Here is a 17,245-nt window from a genome sequence, read left to right as displayed (position 1 = left end):
AACCCCTCCAGCTCTTAGTGAGTATTTAATATTTCCGTAATATGGACAACCTTAACTTGTTTGCCTTCTCTACGCATTCTCCCACCTATATTCATGAGACAGCCCATATCACCGCCAATCAAATAGTCAGCACCTGTCTCAGAAACATGCCGTGATTTTTCCTTTACCATTTCACTTGATATGTCGGAGTTTTTAACCGCGAATGTCCCACCAAAACCACAACAATCTTCTGCAAGAGGAAGTTCAATTAATTCGACTCCCTTAACATTTTGCAAAAGTTTAATGGGCTGATCCTTAACACCAAGAATTCTTGTCATATGGCATGATGGATGATAGGTCACTCTTCCTTTAAATGTAGAACCAACATCTGTGATGCCAAGAACGTCCACAAGAAATTGGGTTATTTCATAGGATTTATTGGCAAGATCCTTTGCAGTCTCTTCCCACTCTTTATCTCCCGCAAATATTTTAGGATATTCTTTTAACATTCCGATACATGATCCAGAGGGTCCTACGACATATTCAGAATCTCTGAAGCTTTTCATCATCTGTTTCATAGATTGTTTTGATTCTTTTAGAAAACCACTATTAAAAGCTGGTTGACCGCAACAAATCTGGGACTCAGGAAAATCCACTACACATCCAGCTCGTTCTAAGATTTCAACTGTATTTTTTCCAACATCAGTAAAAAACATATCACTTAAACATGTTATAAATAAGGATACTTTCAAACTGCTCACCTCTTCTGATATGTATTTCTCACCATTTCTCCATATATGTAAGTAGATCTTGATACACTTCTTCTAAGTGCTGTTGCATATACTGCCCCGCAAGTTTTGAATCTCTATTTTTCAAAGCGTTAAAAATCTGCTCATGTTCCAGATATAAGTTTTCAGATTGCCCTCGCGAAAATAACAAGACTTTCCTTGTTTCACGAATGGCTTCAGTAAGAAGATCGGACACACTACTCATTAGGTTGATGAGTAACTGATTATGGGTTGCACTTGCAATCGCCATATGAAAATCTGTATCTGCACTAGCTGCTAGTTCCTCATTACCTTCTGCATTTTTCATTACGATTAATGCTTTTTCTATCGGTATTAGATCTTCCTCTTTATAAACTTTAGCTGCAAGGCTGGCTGTTCCGACCTCTAAGATTATCCGAAGTTCATACAGCTCTTTCACATCATCTTTCTTCATTAGAAAGGCTGTTGTAACAGGTAACGTGAATCTTGTTGGATCAAAAGCATTAACAAAAGTACCTTCTCCCTGTTTCATCTCCAGTAACCCCATAGAACGAAGTCCACTAAGTGCTTCCCTAATAGCAGATCTACCAACACCAAAATGATTTGCTAGCTTTTCAACAGAATCTAATTTATCTCCAGGGTTTAATTGTTTATTTTTAATCATCTCGATTAGAGAATCGGCTACTTCTTCATAAATTTTTTTCTTTTTTATTCTTTTGTATTCCATTTTGTTAGTCTCCTAATACGAAATTGTTGGTTCTCCTCTATCATTATATCTTCACGCTTCTGATACGTTTTGAAACGTGTAATCAGCGAGGTGTGGCCCCCGCTGATTTCACATTAGAAAAGATAGATTTTCAACTTACTTACCCATTAACTTCTTCAAGTTTGGAATACGTTTGCTTCTTCTTTGTTTGACTGTTACTTTTTACGCATGCAATGGCAATTAAACTAATTAATGCAGCAAACATCATATAAAGAGCAACCGGAACGTATGAATTATTAAAAGTAGCCAATAATGCTGTCGCTACAAGCGGAGCGGTTCCTCCTGCAACTGCCGCACCGAGCTGATAACCTAATGAAATACCGGTGCTACGGATTTTTGCAGGGAAGAACTCCGACATCATCGTTCCTTGGACACCATTGAGAGATCCCCAAATAAGTCCAAGACCTATAACCGTGGCCAATGTTAGTAAAACTACAGAACCTTGTTGCAGCATCCAGAAGTATGGGAATGCGTATAAAACAGTCGCCACGATACCGAATAAATATATTCTCTTTCTACCAATTCGATCGGACAGATTTCCAATAATCGGAATAATAATCGTAGCAACTACTGAGCCAATTACAACAGCATTCAAAGCTTCCGTTCGAGTAAATGCTAAATGCGATGTTGCGTACGAAACAATAAATGTTCCGTAGATATAAAATGGAGCCGTTTCAACTACTTTCGCACCCATTGCAATTAACACTGCTCTCCAATGGAAACGTAATGTATCTGCAATCGGAAGCCTTGATATTTCACCTGCTTCTTGAGCTTTTAAGAATTCAGGTGTTTCATTAATCCCTTTCCGAATCCATAAGCCAAACACAACTAGTAAAGCACTTAATAAGAATGGTACACGCCATCCCCATGACATGAACTGATCTTCTGGTAAAAGGGTCATCACGGACATAGCCAGCGATCCTAAAATCAAGCCAATGGAAATCCCCATTTGCGGAACACTTCCAAATAACCCTTTTTTGTTCTTAGGTGCATATTCAACCGCTAACAATAGAGCACCGCCCCATTCCCCGCCAAGTGCTAGTCCTTGTAAAAAACGTAAACAAGTTAGAAAAATTGGCGCCCAAATTCCGATTACTTGATATGTAGGCAGCAACCCCATGGCAAAAGTGGCCAAGCCCATAATACTTAACGTCATGACTAACGTCTTTTTCCGGCCTAAACGGTCCCCAATATGACTAAATAGAACCCCGCCGAGAGGTCGTAAGAAAAAAGCAATGGAAAAGGAAGTATAAGCGAGAATTAATCCCATGACTGGGTCCTCACTCACGAAATACACCTTATTAAAAACTAAAGCAGCAACTGTCCCATACAAAAAATAATCAAACCACTCGATCGCACTGCCTATTAAACTAGCAGCTAACACCCTCACATTCACCTTTGACATTGTTTTTCTCCCCTTAAATAATTATTTTCCCCTCTACAAGTAAAGCGCTTACAATTCCACCCTGTGTCTATAGCACAAGACAAGTCATCAGATGACCTGATAACCCTATTTCCGTATTCTACCATGAGTTTCAGAGCTTGTAAATACCGTTTTCGCACAAAATAAATTATTTTAGATATTCTGTTTCATTCGCTTCTTAACAAGGTACCAGGTTCTGAAACAATTCCGAATTCAATGAGAACCTGGTACCCGGAATAGCTCACTCAAATCAACAACCCAGCAAAAAAAAGCAGAACTTCACAGCCTGCTCAATGAGGTTAACCAAAAACTCAGATACGTTAAATTCTATGAATTTGAAGGCAATGTAACAGCTCAATACTCATACAATATAGAGGATCACTTTAATCCTCAACGTGTCATTGACTACATCGGCCTGTTTTTAAACGCAGCTGAAAAAGTGAACTCGTTAAGTTGCGATAAGCATAGACAACAAATCAAAAGAGCTATCGAGTGCATTCGCGATAGCTCTTTTCCATTTATAACGTCACTTATGCATATCCCTTAATCTTGGTGCTAGGCACCAACACAGTTCACAATCCTCCCCAGCCGAAGACACAGAGAACTCTTAAGTACTCTTGCAGCACAGAACACTACGCCCTACTAGATAGCAGCGAGTGCAAAAGCGAATTTATGAGCGCGGGAACAGTTTTACGAGCGCCAAAACGGATATACGAGCGAACGGTCAAGCTTACGAGCGTCATTACGGATTTACGAGCGCAGGGCCGATTATACGAGCGTTGGAACGAATTTACGAGCGCGAAAACAGATTTACGAGCGCGGCAAACCCCTACCACCAAGTAGCACCCTCTCGCGCCAAATGCCTTTAACAATATAAATGGTTTAGTTTGACTTTGTGATAAGATGATGATAAAAACGGAGTGATTTGGACGGAATGTACAATTTGTGGAATCGCCCCGGTGCGCGTACAGTTCAGTTGGCAGTCGCTTTGTATGGAATGCTGTAATGCTGCGATGGCAGAAGAGTTCGGCGTGGACCTCCCCAAGCTGCCCAAAACATTTTCTGCGGACGATGAAAATGGTGTTCAACGTATTTTTGAAGTTGAACGGCGGGTCTTAGGTACGGCAATTTTGCTGACAGCCCGCGAACGATGGGAGCACGGCTATGAATTTGCAGTCGATGGAGAGTTAGTTGCCGATCAACTTACACTGTTCGACCAACTCAAAGAAAAGACCAAACGGGGGCTGTCGAAGACATATCTCGAAAATGGAGAGTTTCCAAGCGGCGAGCCGTACATCACTGTCAAAGGCGACCACTTGAAAGGCGTGCTGTCCTATAGTGAAACCAACAGCGAAGAACCGCTCGTCATTATAGACGGCAAACCATATACATGGAAAGAAGTCGGCCGTCTTTTGCAGGCATTTGAAGGCTTTCAGGTAAAGATCGAAATGAAGGATTTGGCGGATGAGTAGGACGAATGAAATTAAAAAGGTACCAGGTTCAGGAACAATTCCGAATTCAATGAGAACCTGGTACATGAAATTAATAACCTACAGTACTATGCTGGTAATGCTTCGCTTAAAACTAACTTCCTCATCGGGTAGCCCGAGTATCTTTTGATAATGAATAATACTAAAAAAATACTTCCATATAAAAAACCTTCGCAATGAATTATCATTATAAATTAACGTTTACTTTTCTAGATTCCGAATTTCAATAATTCCTCATTTAAGTGCTGTTGTTCTAAATACAATTCGCCAATTCTAGTTCTTTGGCTATTAATTTCAATTTCCCCGGGCAAAATAGCATGCTCTCTCCTGATATAAATCCAAACAACACCAATTAAAGTTCTGAACTTATTTAATAAGTCTTTATCTTCAAAGTGTATATATCTTTCGCCTAAGGTTTTCAATTCACCAACAAATGCATCATAGATTTCAGTGTAATGTTTTTCCTCACAGTTAAAATCAAGATTATGTGCATAATTATTTCGCAGGCTATTTATCTTTTGAAAGACAGGTTTATCTTCCTTTTTTAGAATACCTAGTGAAATTGCCAGATTTACCTTATTCATATACATAAATCGATGGTTAAGTATCTCATCTGGATGTACCAAAGACAGTCTAATCATTTCGGTTAATTCACGCTATATATATAAATGTCCACGTAAAACCAGCTGGAGTTCGTCATCAGCTTCGGTATCAAGAATAAAAGATTTAAAATCATCATTAAACGATTGCAAGGCCCTATAGACTTTTTCTAATAATATTTCTACCCTACTGTCAATTTCGCTTTCTGATATGCCTTCCTTGGCTAGCTCTATTCTTCTTTCAACAACTTTTTCTTCCACCATACTTCTAATAGTCTCGTCGTCCATTATCAATCTTTTCAATAGCAATAAACCTCCCCTGTTTTCCATATTCAACGTGGCATCATTCACTTACTATCCTCTGCTTTGTTTGCCAGGGAGCCGCACAGAAAAACAATGTTTCGGTATTATTCCTGGTTGCCCCAAATTTCGCATTGCAAATGTACATTGCCGACAATACGCAGTTTATGCTAAATTAAAAGGGTACCAGGTTCTGAAACAATTCCGAATTCAATGAGAACCTGGTACTCGGAATTCGATTCAGGACTACTTGATGAGGTCCTATACGCTCTTGGGCTACAACATATCAATGTCCGACGTGCCAAGGTCAACGACTCCACCTAAGCTAGGTCGCTCTGCTTTCACGAAAATTAATTCGAATTCAATGAGAATCTGGTACCCGAAACTCTTTTACATCTTTATCTATAAACGCCAGTATCTTTTCATCACTAGCAGATTGTGCATTAAGTAATAAACAATGTAATCTGACCCACCTTTATACCCATTGCATCTGCAAACATCTTAATACTTTCTATATTGCGGGCACTATGGCAGCTAATAAACCATTCAATGTTCTTCTTATTTTTGTTTACATTGATTATCTTTTTAAAATAATCCCAGTCCACAGGAGAAAGTGAATGGCCAACAATGATTATTCTGCTCACATCCGACAAGCCGTCAAAGAATTCTTTATTGTTCTTTATTATTTCCTTGCAGTTCTTTGTGGTTTCTTCATCGTACCAAGAAAGGTTCCGTGATGCCGTATCAATCGCCGCTTCTCCCCTCTCGCGTTTCCGACTGTTTTTATACTTTGGCAATTTGTAATCACCAACTAAATCATCGTCACCTGCACCAGGAACATGGCCAAGTATCAACTTATCCTTCGGGTGATATTTCTCTTTTCGTCTGCAACCATGAATATAGCAAACATTCTCTTTTTCCACGCCATACAACTCTTCTATAAATTCCGTATAGTTAAAGTTAAGCGTATTGGAATTACGGATGACTCCATTAAGCGGTCTGTAGGTCATATCAGGTAATTTCAATGACTCTACCCACATACGAAATCTCCGAGGCAAATCATTAGTTATCGTTTGCGAAGGTCCAGTCGCTGCGTCAACAGCCACAAAAAAATCTGCCGCCTGTGCATCCGGGTTATAAGCATCGAAGGCGCCAAGCCACATATCAATAACCTCAAACATAGCTCCACTGTTGATATGTGCTAAAGCATCCTCAAAATCAGCCCACACATCTTCAACATTCAGATAGGTTTCAAGAGCAAAACGCAATGAATTGTTCTTCCCAAGCGAATCTCTGAAATTGTAATAGCTGGATTTTACACCATGCATCAGATCAAAGCCATTACCTATGACGTTAAGTGTTACTGATGGATCACCTGTTGGCATGCGACCGATACTTACGCTCTTGAAATGTGAAGCGTTTAATGCTTGTTTGAAAGACCCAGCTTGTTCTATCAGTTTCTTTGCTTTTTGTTCTTGTTCCCACTCTTGTTTCCTTGCAGTGCGACACTTCTTACAGCGTTTCGGCAATGTGAGATTTTTACTTTCATAGAAAGCTTGTTCTCCGGCAGTAAAGTAAGGAGTACCACAATCTTCACATATTCGTAGGTATTCTTCTGTCATGTGCGTCACCTCCTTTTCTGATTTAAAGTGCTTCCTCGCTATTTCTTGGTGTGTAATAACTCTCGTCGCCAATAATAAAGTTTGGCGAAAACGATTGAAAAGATGAACATGCGTAATTTGATTAAAGTCGGTCAATGTTGCAGCACAACAATTCAGAGATCACGATGAACGCTGAACAAGCAATCAAACGCCTTGGAAAGGATTTCCTCCTCGTTCTTTTCCAATTTCCCATCTTTTCAGGAATTAATCATCAGTAAATAAATAGTCTGTTATTATAGGATTAGGTAAGGATAATCGGGGCATTGATGTGCTTAAAAAAGCCAATAAGTTAAATAAAACATTAGGGTCTTGCTCTTTTAGTACTGGTACATATCCAGTTGCGAATTCACCTGTTAAACTTGGTTCTCTATATTTAAATCTAAGCTGACCCTGCCCATCACCATAATTAGTAATAGTACCTCTGTCTAAAATATAGATTCCGTCTATTTGTTGTTCAATATCTATCTTGTTTTCTTCATTGAATGCTATAACCTTTTTATAAATAGTTTCTAATGTCAGTTGTGATTTGAAAGCGAATAGAAAAAAAGGTCTTTTATCTACAAATCTTTTAATGTCTGACATGTTACCAACTACGGTTGCATCCTTTTGCATTTTTATGTGCATATTTTTAAAACGTTGACATTTCTTCAAGGTCGTCTCTATATCTGCACTTCCTAAATTACTCTTAACTTCTCCAACAGCAGAAACACCCTCTATAAAAAATAAGCTTGGCTTTGATAACTCATTTAAATAAGGATGATGTTCATTAAGTATAACGACATCGGATTCATTCGAAATATTTCCTTTAGTATCAATTATTTCTCCATGACCAACCCTATTTGAAGGAGGTAAAAATTCCCTGATAAACTCTCTTAAAATTGATTCGGAATTATCGCCTCTATTACCACGATGTTTATGTTCAATATGTATCTGTTTTAATTTAATCGCCATTTGTTCTTGTAAAATATTCAATTTGTCCTTTAACATTTTCATCACCCTCGCAATTCATTTTATTAAATAATTAATTAGAATACCATTATTTTGAAACGCTATCAGATTATTATATCAATAACTACAGTATAATTTGATGAAAAATGAATAAAGAATCAATTCCGAATCCAATAAATACTGCTCCTCCGGAATATACCACCTCGCCATCTTTTAATTGCGCGGGTGCCTGGCACGAAAATTTTTAAAATTTTTAACGCATGTAGGCAACTCACAATCCTTTCATTGTACTTTTTAATTGAAGCATCCGATAGCCCGATGACGATACAAGCTTCATTATCATCACGGACAGTCGCTTCAACAACAACCTTATGTCCTTTCCTCCCCTCCAAGCCCACACTCATCACATTTGCGATGCCCATCCGGCCCTTTACTTTTTAATTATCATATATTGAAGTGGATTTTCTGAAAACGGATACTCCCCCTAGCAAAAAGTCTATTGACAATGTTCTAAAAAGTCTTTACAATAATTAAAGACGTCGTCGTTATTAAGTTCGTTAATCATGTTAATCAGAAAAAATTTAAGCACATTCATTCTAGGGGGGATTGTATGTTTTCAGAGCCAACGATTTGGGGGTTAGTTCCGTTAATTGTTTTTGTTGTTTTAGTTTTCAGGAAGTGGAATCCAGTTGTCGCGATTTTGCTAGCTACAATTGTAGGCGCTATCATGACGGGAGCAAGCATGGTGGAAGTAGCTCGTACGACTCAAGAAGGATTAGGATCGTTTCTTGCGTATGTAGGCTTAATTATTATGGCCGGAGCTGGGCTCGGAAAGATTGCGGAAAAAACGATGGTAGCTCAAAAGGTTGTAGAATTCGTCATGAATAAAATTGGGATTAATAGTCCTAGCAAAGCAATAATTGGAACGATGGCTTCATCCACCTTCCTTTCGGGATCTCTTGGGACCCTTGCTGGTGCCAATGCTGTAGTAGCGCCTGTAATCATCCCTACCGTTGCTAGAGCAGGACTATCTTCTAGTTCAGTTGCCGTAATTTTTCAGGGCGCTGGTGTTACCGGATTATTTCTAGGACCGTTTACGCCTCCAATGGTCACTTTGATGCAGGTTACAGGGCTTTCTTATTTTCAAGTCGTGTTATATGCTGGCTTACCTATATCCGTCATTATGTGGATCATTACGTATTTTTACGTGAAATTCACTAATCCAAAAACGGCTCGACTTTATCCCTATACAGAGGATGATGTAGCAAGTTATACAGAAGACAATGGGCGCCCTCTTAATTCAAGAGTTGTAAATCAAGCAACTTGGGCCTTTCTCTTATCTTTAATCGGGTTAATTATTTACGGTGTAATTATTAAAGGTGGAGCAACATTTGCTCTTGTCGTAATTATATTGACAGCAATTATTACTGGATTAGCCGGTAGACTATCGCCAAATGACATTGCAGAAACATTTTTCGAAGGTGCTAAGCCACTTATTTGGCTGTTCTTTCAATTTGTGTTGTTCACGCCCTTTATTTTCTACATCCAGGAATTGGGCGGATTTGAATCGTTGAAGAATATGCTTATGCCTTTTATTGAAAAAGGTGGCGATGTAACACTCATCGCACTAACAACAATTACAGGTATTGCCGGCGTTCCAGGTGCTGCTGTTGCACAAGTTTTAGTTCTTAATGAAATGTTCGGATCTTTATACGTAGATGCAGCTATCCCACTAAGCATCTGGGTGCTCGTCCTACTTGTTGGTTCACAGATGACTGAGTTTTTATATCCGATTGGGGATACATTGGGCGCGATGGGGATTGCTCGTTCTAAGGATTTAAAAAATCTGGTATTCTTCGGGCTTATCGTTACTGCCGTTGCCATAACCTTCGTCATTTTAAGAAGCTTAATAATGTAAATTCTTATAGCCTCTCGTATTTATCTAATGAGCAATGTCAGGAGAGAGAAAGATGGAACTAAAGAATCTGAAAAATAAGCTGCAAGACATTGTAAATGAGAGTTCAGGACAAATCTCCCTAGCATTCAGTTCAAATGAAGGGGATATCCTAATTAACGAGCATTTAAAAATGAAAGCAGCAAGCGTCATCAAGCTTCCCATATTAATTGAATCCTTCAGATTAGCTGAGGAAAAGAAACTTGATCTCAATAAGGCTATTCATATTGAAAATCAGAAGAAAGTAGCGGGAACTGGTGTCATATATTATATGACAGAATCTAATGTTTACAGTTACCGTAATTTACTAGAGTTAATGATGATTGTGTCAGATAACACCGCATCCAACATCGCTTTAAAAACAGTAGGTATGGATAGAGTCAATCAACTATCAGTAATACTGAATTGCCAAAATACTAAAATCGAGCGAAATTTTATGGACACTGAAGCTATTGCAAACGGTTTTGAAAATTCAACGACAGCCTTTGATATGCTACAGTATTTAAAATTAGTTGGTGAACCTAACAAAATCATTAATAACGAGAGTAGACAGGAAATGCTTAGCATCTTGTCCAAGCAACAATTTAACCAAAAACTACCCGGCTATAATTACTCAGATTCCGGTGTATCTTTTTATAATAAGACAGGTGAGTTACCGGGATTCGAGCACGACATAAGTCTCATCAAAAAAAATGATAAAACCGTTTATGTCGCTGTTTTATCAAATGGCTGGACAGATAATTTTTCAGGGAAAAAGAAGTTGGCGGAAATTGGAAAAGAAATTATTAATTATATGTAATGACAATTGGAGTTGTTCAAGTTGAGTGTGAAAATAGCGGTGTTTGGCCTTGCTTCGTCAATCGAGCGCATAGAAAAATATGCTCACCAAAGGGATGAAATAGAAATAATTCCTTTCATTTATCAAAATCCTCAAGAATGCAAGGAATTAGTATATGATGCAAAAATGTGTGATGTATATCTATTTACTGGCCCCCTTCCATTTCTATACGCACAGGAGGAATGGAAACAAATAAACATACCAGCCATTTACGTTTCTTATGATGAATTCATGGTCACCACCTCATTTTTCAGACTAAAAAATGAGCTAGGCAGAGACATCAATCGTTTATCCATCGATATTATGAATGACCATCATGTCGTTGAAGTAATTAATGAATTAGATATCAATAACGAAGAAATATATACGTATGGTTATGGAAAAGACAAGCATCGTCTTGATATTAAAAGCATCGTTGATTTCCATTCAAATTTATGGAAAGAGAAAAAAATTGACTACGTATTAACCACAATTGGTGAAGTAGAAAAAAGCTTAACGAAAAAAGGAATTTCATGCTATCGAATGAAAATACCAAACAGAAACTTAGAAAGAGCGATTGAAGAAGCAAGAGTAAAAGGCGAACTAAAGATTAGTAAAAGCTCCCAAATTGTTGTTGGATTTCTGAGGATTAAAAACTTCGAATGCATCGTTGAGGAAAAAGGAGACTTTTTCGGTCAGGAACTTATATTACGTCTACACCAATTATTATTGGTTTTTAGTCATAATGTTTACGCCTCTGTTATTAATAATGGCTACAATCATTTCGTTATCTTTGGTACAAGGGGAATCCTTGATTATGCGACAAATCATTTTCAAGACTTCCCTCTTGTACGTGATATAGAAAACGAGTTGAATGTTTCTATAAATATTGGTTTCGGTCTTGGTCTAACAGCGAATGAAGCAGAGCAAAATGCAAAATTAGCTTTAAAGCAAGGGAAGCTCTCTAATAATAGTAGTTGCTATATCGTAAATAAAGATAGAAAAGTCATTGGTCCTCTAGGGAACAATAAGGGCTTAGAACAATCCGAATTATTCCGTCAGTTAACTGAAATTGCTAAGTTAAGTAATGAGGCAGCAATTAAGTTTATTGATTTTTACCAACTACGAGGAAATGCAGCTTTTTCCGCTGAGGTTTTAGCAGATTATTATAAATTGACGAAGCGAAGTGCAGAACGGATGATCCGTAAACTACTTGATACGAATATCATCGAGGTAATCGGCGAAGAAAAACCATACCAGCAAGGCAGACCTAGGAAATTATATCAACTTATTTAAGGAGATGTTTCGACAGTGTTAAGTAAAATCGTAAAAATAAACACATATATAGTAGAAGTACCTCTTGAAAATGAATGGAAGATTTCCCTCTATGCAGCAAACACGAGAAAACACGCCATCGTTGAAGTCATTACAGAAGACGGGATTCGAGGGTACGGTGAAGCCTCTCCCTCCCCTGCTTTTATGGGTGAAACCGCAGAAACAATTAAATTGATTAATGACTTATATTTATCACCGGCAGTTGTGGGACAAACAGTCAACCAGCTAAGTATAATTCACGAACGAATGAATACGGCAATTTATGGTCAAAGCGCAGCAAAATCCGCAATAGATATCGCTGTTCATGATGCATGGGGTAAGACTTTAAAGCAGCCTGTCTATGAATTGGTCGGTGGAAAATACAGAGAAGAAATTCCTTTAGCTTATGTTGTTGGAATCAAGGACAATCAAAGTGCTTATGACGAGGCGTTTCAAAAAATCGAAGATGGTTTTTCAGTTATTAAAGTAAAAGTCGGAAATCAACCAAAAAGAGATATTGAATTAGTTAAGCTTATTCGTAAAGCGATTGACGATTCTAAAAGAGACGTGAAAATCCGTTTGGATGCAAACCAGGGATATAATGTGACTGATGCAATTCACGTTATTAGAGAACTAGAAACTACTGGCGAACTTGAATCTGTTGAGCAACCCGTAAAAAAATCAGATTTAATTGGCTTAAGATCAATTCGGAAAGCCGTTGAAACACCTATTATGATTGATGAAACGATATTCAGTCTAGAGGATGCATTATTTGCCATTAACTATGGTTGCGCGGATATCATTAACTTAAAAACTTGTAAAGTTGGTGGAATTCATCAATCAAAGAAAATCGCCGCAATTGCTGAATCTGCAGGAATTAGCTGTGCAATTGGCAGTAACTTAGAACTTGGTATCGGAATTGCCGCTAGTATGCAAGTAGCAGCTAGCACACCTGTTATAAGTAAACACAATGATTTTATATGCGGTGCCTACTTGCACACACATGATATCACGACCGTTACTACTAGAGAATTAGTTAAAGACGGAAAAATAAGTGTATCAAATGAACCTGGGTTAGGTGTCGAAATTAACATGGAGTACCTTTCATGATAGAAAACTATTCCATTAACATAAACATAGATCGTCTAATGGAGGAAATAGAATACTATGCGCAATACGGGCAAGTGCCGAATGAAGGGATTACTCGACCAAGTTTCTCTGAGGAAGATTATAAAGTAAGAAATATTTTTATCAATCAATTGGAACAGATGGGCTTAGATATAAAGATTGACGCAATCTCAAATATTTGGGCTACGCTTCCAAGTAAAAACAAAAATGCATCCACCATCGTAATTGGCTCACATTTAGACACTGTTCCGAATGGTGGGAAATTTGATGGTGCACTCGGTGTCCTTGTCGCAAAAGAAATCGTTCAAACTCTCCAAGAGAATAACGTTTCATTAAATCATCATTTAGAAATTGTTTCATTTACCGCAGAAGAGCCAAATGATTTCAATATATCCACTATGGGTAGTCGAGCATTAACGGAAAAATTATCGTATTGCCAATTGGTAAACGCAACAGATTCAAAAGGAAATCAATTGTCCGATGTCGTTAAAAAAGCTGGTGGGAATTTAGATAATCTTTCTGAGATTAAAAGAAATGATATTGCAGCCTATATTGAATTGCATATAGAACAAGGAAAACGATTGGAGAATCAAAATATTTCCATCGGTATAGTTGATCGAATAGTGGGGATTTACCGCGATCAAGTGCAAGTCATTGGTGAAGCAAATCATTCGGGAACAACGATGATGGGTGATCGGGCAGATGCATTAGTCGCCGCAAGTGAATTGGTGCTTGCTGTTGAGAGAATTACGAGCCAATTTGGTACTGATGCGGTAGCCACAATCGGAAAGCTGGATCTCTATCCCAATGCAGCAAATATCATACCTGGCAAGGTTGAATTCATTTTGGAAATACGATCAGCAAGTAAACAAGAACGAGAAATAATTAAAACAAAAATACATGATGAATTTAAGAGAATTCAAAAAGAACGGAAGGTAGCAATCTTAACTGAAAATATTTTAGATCAACAAGAATGTACCTTTAATCAAGAAATTGTTGGGCTATTACAAAATGCAGCTGAGTCATTAAACATCCCACATACTACCTTTGCTAGTATGGCGGGTCATGATGCCACACACTTAGCAGATATTACAAAAGCAGCTATGATTTTCGTAAAAAGTATCGGTGGCAAAAGTCACTGCCCTGAAGAACTTAGCCTTCCTTCGGATATTGAGAAGGCTGCGAATACGATGCTACATGCAGTATTGTTGGCAGATGCAAAATTGGATAGATTGAAATGACATAAAAACTGACCACTGTTTAGTCCAAATTAAAAGCATCTAGTTTAGATAGGGCTGTTGCAACTTTACATGGAGTGTTTAATTTGTAATGCCTTCATAGTCCATGATTTGCTTCAACGCTAGTCCTTTATTAATGACGCTTTCATAATAGTCCTGCATAAATCGTTTAAAGTACCAGGTATGCGCCTTAGCAAATATCATAGTAAATAAAAATAAAACGGAAGGCCTTGCAGGAATTCTCTGCAAAGCCTTCCGTTTCCGTTTTGTGCGCTTGACGGCATCATTTAAGCTGTTACCTAGCACTCAATCATTCTTCATACAAAACTTCGCATATTCCCGCGCAGTTCGCTCCCTATCCACCGGCAATAAAGAAGGTAGCAGGTGCATCTTCAAAAACGGATACGGTGACTTCTGGTTGTAATAATAAAAACGGTATGAGGAATACGGATAGTGTTCCATTGCTTCGACCATCGGCTGCTTCGTTTCGATTGGGTTTCGGTGTATGTATGCACTGACATACAGAAGACCTTGTAGATCCTCCTGGCACCTAACTTTAAGCGGGCTCGGCGCCAACATGACAATCACGGCTTTAACCGGGGGCAGAATACTTTGGTCCCTTCATCCCCTTATCCGATTTAGGTCAACTCATTTCAAACAAATCAGACTCATCAATTCAATACCTTTTTCTTCAATAATCCAATAACCTGTATCTTTTTCAGTAACTAATTTTTTATTTTTCAAATCTCTTTTAGCATACTGAACTCTATTTTTCCAATGATTTCTGCCGTCATTCATTTTATAATTTAACTGTTCTTCAGATAGATTAAAAATATCGGCTAACAACTCATATGCATAATTAGTTGTAAACCCGTTACCAAATCTTTTGTGCTGATGGTATAAATAATAGAGTAAATAAAAAGCTACAATTTCACTTTTTGGCAGATTACCATCTTTTATCAAAGCAAATGGATCGTAACTTCTTACATTCATTTTTTCAACACTCCTTAAATTTTACTTCAAAACCAATATACTCAACTTATGAGCAGAGTATTCTTAAACTTGCTTCTCACAGTTATTAAAGAACTAGTTATCCGAGTGATTGCATAGTTACTGAAATACAACCAGACCAACACTCATCACATTTAAGATTCCCACCCACCCCTTTACTTTTCAAATACCATATATAAGAGGCGGATTTTTTCGAGGCCGAGATAACGCGTTTTGGGCATAAAACACAGTAAAAATCGAATTTGATTAGGATAGCTCTAAAACTTTTATTTGCCGTTTTCACAAGTTGCTGATTGAACCAGACAACAGCAGATAAAAAAATAGCCCCACAGGGAGATTCCTTTTCAAGGAGTCGTCAATCAAAAAACACTCTGAATCTTTTTGATACCTGGCACCGAAATTTAAGAAGTGAAATCATTTCTATGGAGACGACCCAAGTCATCGGCTGGCAAGCCTTTTTGAAACTAGAGTTGCAACGTTATGTACTTATTCTTTTCAAAACTCTGTACTTCTATTTTGCACTACACACTCTGTGGTAAATTCTTTAGCGTTGAGTGGTAAAAAAGATGTCACGAGTAGTAAGATAGGGTGGCCGTAATCAACTTTTCAAATACCATATATCATAGGCGAATCGGTGTAAATTTTCCAGAAACCGAGATAACTGCATTTTGAGCCTAAAACAGCTGAGAAATTTGATTTAGGCGGGAAAAAGTGCTTTAAAATATTAATTTACTTTTCGTAAGCTACTGAATAGCCCCGTAGAGATTCCTCTCTACGGAGCTCGCAACTGGAAGTATTCTGAATTGCGTCGGCGCCTAATACCAAACTCCATTTATTGGAAATACGAACTTTTGACTTATTAAAACTGTCGCTGTCTACATTTTCTATTAGCAAAGAGCCTAATTGAAAATCTGTCCAAATAAATATACATAGTACTGCATAAGCTCCAGATTTAATTAAAAAATATATATTCCTCATATTTTCTCACCTCAATTGTCATATTAGATACTGAAGGAGGAAATCCTTCGTTTCTTCTACGCCGCATAACGACTGTTTGTATCTCTAAATATATATATAAAAGCATGCTCGGAACGAACATGCTTTTAAAACTTAAACTTCTTTTTTGTTAGTTTGTCATTACCGCTACTTATTGAAGGAATTTCGTCGCCTTCTGTCGAAGTATGAAAGTATGTCAAAAAAAAGGGAGGGAATGGTTATAGTGATTACACAGCATATGAAGTTAATCAGGGAGATTGATGAAAGTTTCGAAGTCAATAAAATTATATTTCAAGGGGAGGGCCTTATCTTTGAAAGCGATCCGTCTTCCTATTGGTTAATCAAAAAAGGAGAAGATCAGGTTTATATTTCACAAGAGGTCCCGGTTGTAGGCTTTCTTGTAAGGACAACTAAAGCAGGAGTGCAGCAAGAAATCCGAATTCAAACTTCTCCAAAAAGGGCTTTTGATAAATTTCGATTACTGGACCTCACCTATTTAATCGCTGAATGCTTTGATATCGAAAAACATATGCCTAAGGGGAATTTGACGGAAGATCAACAAGTGAGTTTCTTTGATTTGTCAGAACGTTACTTGAGCTATCAAGGCTTGAACACGGAAGAAATATTGAAAGATATTCATCCAAAGCATTTGGATACAGAGGTGGCTGCAGACGTGTTGTTCGATAGCGTAAAAAGCGTGCTCCTGTCGATACGGGAAAAGCATGGCTTAGAAGAGGCAATAAAGTCCCTTCTTGCTGAATATGAAGCTCTTTCAGGATCAGACAAATTGTGCTATATACTAGGACATGCCAAGGAGTTGGCTGATAGGTTCCGAATCAGATAAATATTACAAG

General features: G+C 37.9%; 15 protein-coding genes and 1 pseudogene. 8 read left to right on the top strand and 8 right to left on the bottom strand.

What is annotated here, in order from left to right:
- Positions 1-14 precede the first annotated feature (14 nt).
- The 3 genes from QM454_RS08705 to QM454_RS08695 all read right to left on the bottom strand — a co-directional run bounded on the left by QM454_RS08705 (position 15) and on the right by QM454_RS08695 (position 2,917).
- On the bottom strand, positions 15-731 hold the full coding sequence (locus QM454_RS08705) for a (Fe-S)-binding protein (protein WP_432356995.1): 717 nt from the start codon (positions 729-731) through the stop codon (positions 15-17).
- A 28-nt stretch (positions 732-759) separates the two neighbouring features.
- A complete protein-coding gene (locus QM454_RS08700) occupies positions 760-1,473 on the bottom strand; it encodes a FadR/GntR family transcriptional regulator (protein ID WP_432356993.1) in 714 nt (237 codons plus the stop codon).
- Positions 1,474-1,612: 139 nt separating this feature from the next.
- The gene (locus QM454_RS08695) at positions 1,613-2,917 is read right to left on the bottom strand and encodes an MFS transporter (protein ID WP_432356991.1); all 1,305 of its coding nucleotides are present in this window, start codon (positions 2,915-2,917) and stop codon (positions 1,613-1,615) included.
- A gap of 289 nt (positions 2,918-3,206) precedes the next feature.
- On the opposite strand from QM454_RS08695, the pseudogene QM454_RS08690 reads away from it, so the two are divergent.
- A pseudogene (locus tag QM454_RS08690) lies at positions 3,207-3,482 on the top strand (hypothetical protein); the annotation flags it as partial.
- Positions 3,483-3,894: 412 nt separating this feature from the next.
- Positions 3,895-4,407 (top strand): DUF7713 domain-containing protein, encoded by a 513-nt coding sequence (locus tag QM454_RS08685; protein ID WP_432356989.1) that lies wholly within the window; start codon positions 3,895-3,897, stop codon positions 4,405-4,407.
- Positions 4,408-4,634: 227 nt separating this feature from the next.
- Here QM454_RS08685 and QM454_RS08680 read toward each other — a convergent pair whose 3' ends face one another.
- The 4 genes from QM454_RS08680 to QM454_RS08665 all read right to left on the bottom strand — a co-directional run bounded on the left by QM454_RS08680 (position 4,635) and on the right by QM454_RS08665 (position 7,972).
- The gene (locus QM454_RS08680; protein ID WP_432356987.1) at positions 4,635-5,009 is read right to left on the bottom strand and encodes a hypothetical protein; all 375 of its coding nucleotides are present in this window, start codon (positions 5,007-5,009) and stop codon (positions 4,635-4,637) included.
- 72 nt (positions 5,010-5,081) lie between these two features.
- On the bottom strand, positions 5,082-5,327 hold the full coding sequence (locus QM454_RS08675; protein ID WP_432356985.1) for a hypothetical protein: 246 nt from the start codon (positions 5,325-5,327) through the stop codon (positions 5,082-5,084).
- Positions 5,328-5,767: 440 nt separating this feature from the next.
- Positions 5,768-6,946 carry an AbiH family protein gene (locus tag QM454_RS08670; protein WP_432356983.1) on the bottom strand — a complete coding sequence of 393 codons (1,179 nt, stop codon included), beginning with the start codon at positions 6,944-6,946 and terminating at the stop codon, positions 5,768-5,770.
- Between the two features lie 243 nt (positions 6,947-7,189).
- A complete protein-coding gene (locus QM454_RS08665) occupies positions 7,190-7,972 on the bottom strand; it encodes a DUF6602 domain-containing protein (RefSeq protein WP_432356981.1) in 783 nt (260 codons plus the stop codon).
- Positions 7,973-8,543: 571 nt separating this feature from the next.
- On the opposite strand from QM454_RS08665, the gene QM454_RS08660 reads away from it, so the two are divergent.
- Genes QM454_RS08660 through QM454_RS08640 form a run of 5 tightly spaced genes read left to right on the top strand, consistent with a single transcriptional unit; the run spans position 8,544 to position 14,387 of the window.
- The gene (locus QM454_RS08660) at positions 8,544-9,851 is read left to right on the top strand and encodes a hypothetical protein (RefSeq protein ID WP_432356979.1); all 1,308 of its coding nucleotides are present in this window, start codon (positions 8,544-8,546) and stop codon (positions 9,849-9,851) included.
- Between the two features lie 52 nt (positions 9,852-9,903).
- Positions 9,904-10,686 carry a serine hydrolase gene (locus QM454_RS08655; RefSeq protein ID WP_432356977.1) on the top strand — a complete coding sequence of 261 codons (783 nt, stop codon included), beginning with the start codon at positions 9,904-9,906 and terminating at the stop codon, positions 10,684-10,686.
- Between the two features lie 27 nt (positions 10,687-10,713).
- Positions 10,714-12,000, top strand: a complete 1,287-nt coding sequence (locus QM454_RS08650) for a hypothetical protein (RefSeq protein WP_432363921.1) — start codon at positions 10,714-10,716, stop codon at positions 11,998-12,000.
- Positions 12,001-12,015: 15 nt separating this feature from the next.
- A complete protein-coding gene (locus QM454_RS08645; protein WP_432356975.1) occupies positions 12,016-13,128 on the top strand; it encodes a mandelate racemase/muconate lactonizing enzyme family protein in 1,113 nt (370 codons plus the stop codon).
- Positions 13,125-14,387, top strand: coding sequence for a M20 family metallo-hydrolase (locus tag QM454_RS08640; protein WP_432356973.1), 1,263 nt, complete (start codon positions 13,125-13,127; stop codon positions 14,385-14,387). The genes QM454_RS08645 and QM454_RS08640 overlap by 4 nt, the downstream gene beginning before the upstream one ends.
- Positions 14,388-15,032: 645 nt before the next feature.
- Here the strand turns inward: QM454_RS08640 and QM454_RS08635 are convergent.
- The gene (locus tag QM454_RS08635) at positions 15,033-15,377 is read right to left on the bottom strand and encodes a winged helix-turn-helix domain-containing protein (protein WP_432356971.1); all 345 of its coding nucleotides are present in this window, start codon (positions 15,375-15,377) and stop codon (positions 15,033-15,035) included.
- A gap of 1,237 nt (positions 15,378-16,614) precedes the next feature.
- Here QM454_RS08635 and QM454_RS08630 point away from each other — a divergent pair.
- Complete coding sequence (locus tag QM454_RS08630) at positions 16,615-17,235, top strand: hypothetical protein (protein ID WP_432356969.1); 621 nt, start codon at positions 16,615-16,617, stop codon at positions 17,233-17,235.
- Positions 17,236-17,245 lie beyond the last annotated feature (10 nt).

Origin of the sequence: Sporosarcina sp. UB5 (assembly GCF_050859005.1) — a bacterium.
Classification (GTDB): domain Bacteria; phylum Bacillota; class Bacilli; order Bacillales_A; family Planococcaceae; genus Sporosarcina.
This window is presented reverse-complemented; position numbering and strand designations above follow the sequence as displayed.

Excerpts from the sequence above, each read along its gene's own strand:
- QM454_RS08680 (WP_432356987.1), bottom strand. The coding sequence starts at position 5,009 with ATGAATAAGGTAAATCTGGCAATTTCACTAGGTATTCTAAAAAAGGAA.
- QM454_RS08695 (WP_432356991.1), bottom strand. The coding sequence starts at position 2,917 with ATGTCAAAGGTGAATGTGAGGGTGTTAGCTGCTAGTTTAATAGGCAGT.
- QM454_RS08665 (WP_432356981.1), bottom strand. The coding sequence starts at position 7,972 with ATGTTAAAGGACAAATTGAATATTTTACAAGAACAAATGGCGATTAAA.
- QM454_RS08660 (WP_432356979.1), top strand. The coding sequence starts at position 8,544 with ATGTTTTCAGAGCCAACGATTTGGGGGTTAGTTCCGTTAATTGTTTTT.
- QM454_RS08700 (WP_432356993.1), bottom strand. The coding sequence starts at position 1,473 with ATGGAATACAAAAGAATAAAAAAGAAAAAAATTTATGAAGAAGTAGCC.
- QM454_RS08655 (WP_432356977.1), top strand. The coding sequence starts at position 9,904 with ATGGAACTAAAGAATCTGAAAAATAAGCTGCAAGACATTGTAAATGAG.
- QM454_RS08635 (WP_432356971.1), bottom strand. The coding sequence starts at position 15,377 with ATGAATGTAAGAAGTTACGATCCATTTGCTTTGATAAAAGATGGTAAT.
- QM454_RS08670 (WP_432356983.1), bottom strand. The coding sequence starts at position 6,946 with ATGACAGAAGAATACCTACGAATATGTGAAGATTGTGGTACTCCTTAC.
- QM454_RS08640 (WP_432356973.1), top strand. The coding sequence starts at position 13,125 with ATGATAGAAAACTATTCCATTAACATAAACATAGATCGTCTAATGGAG.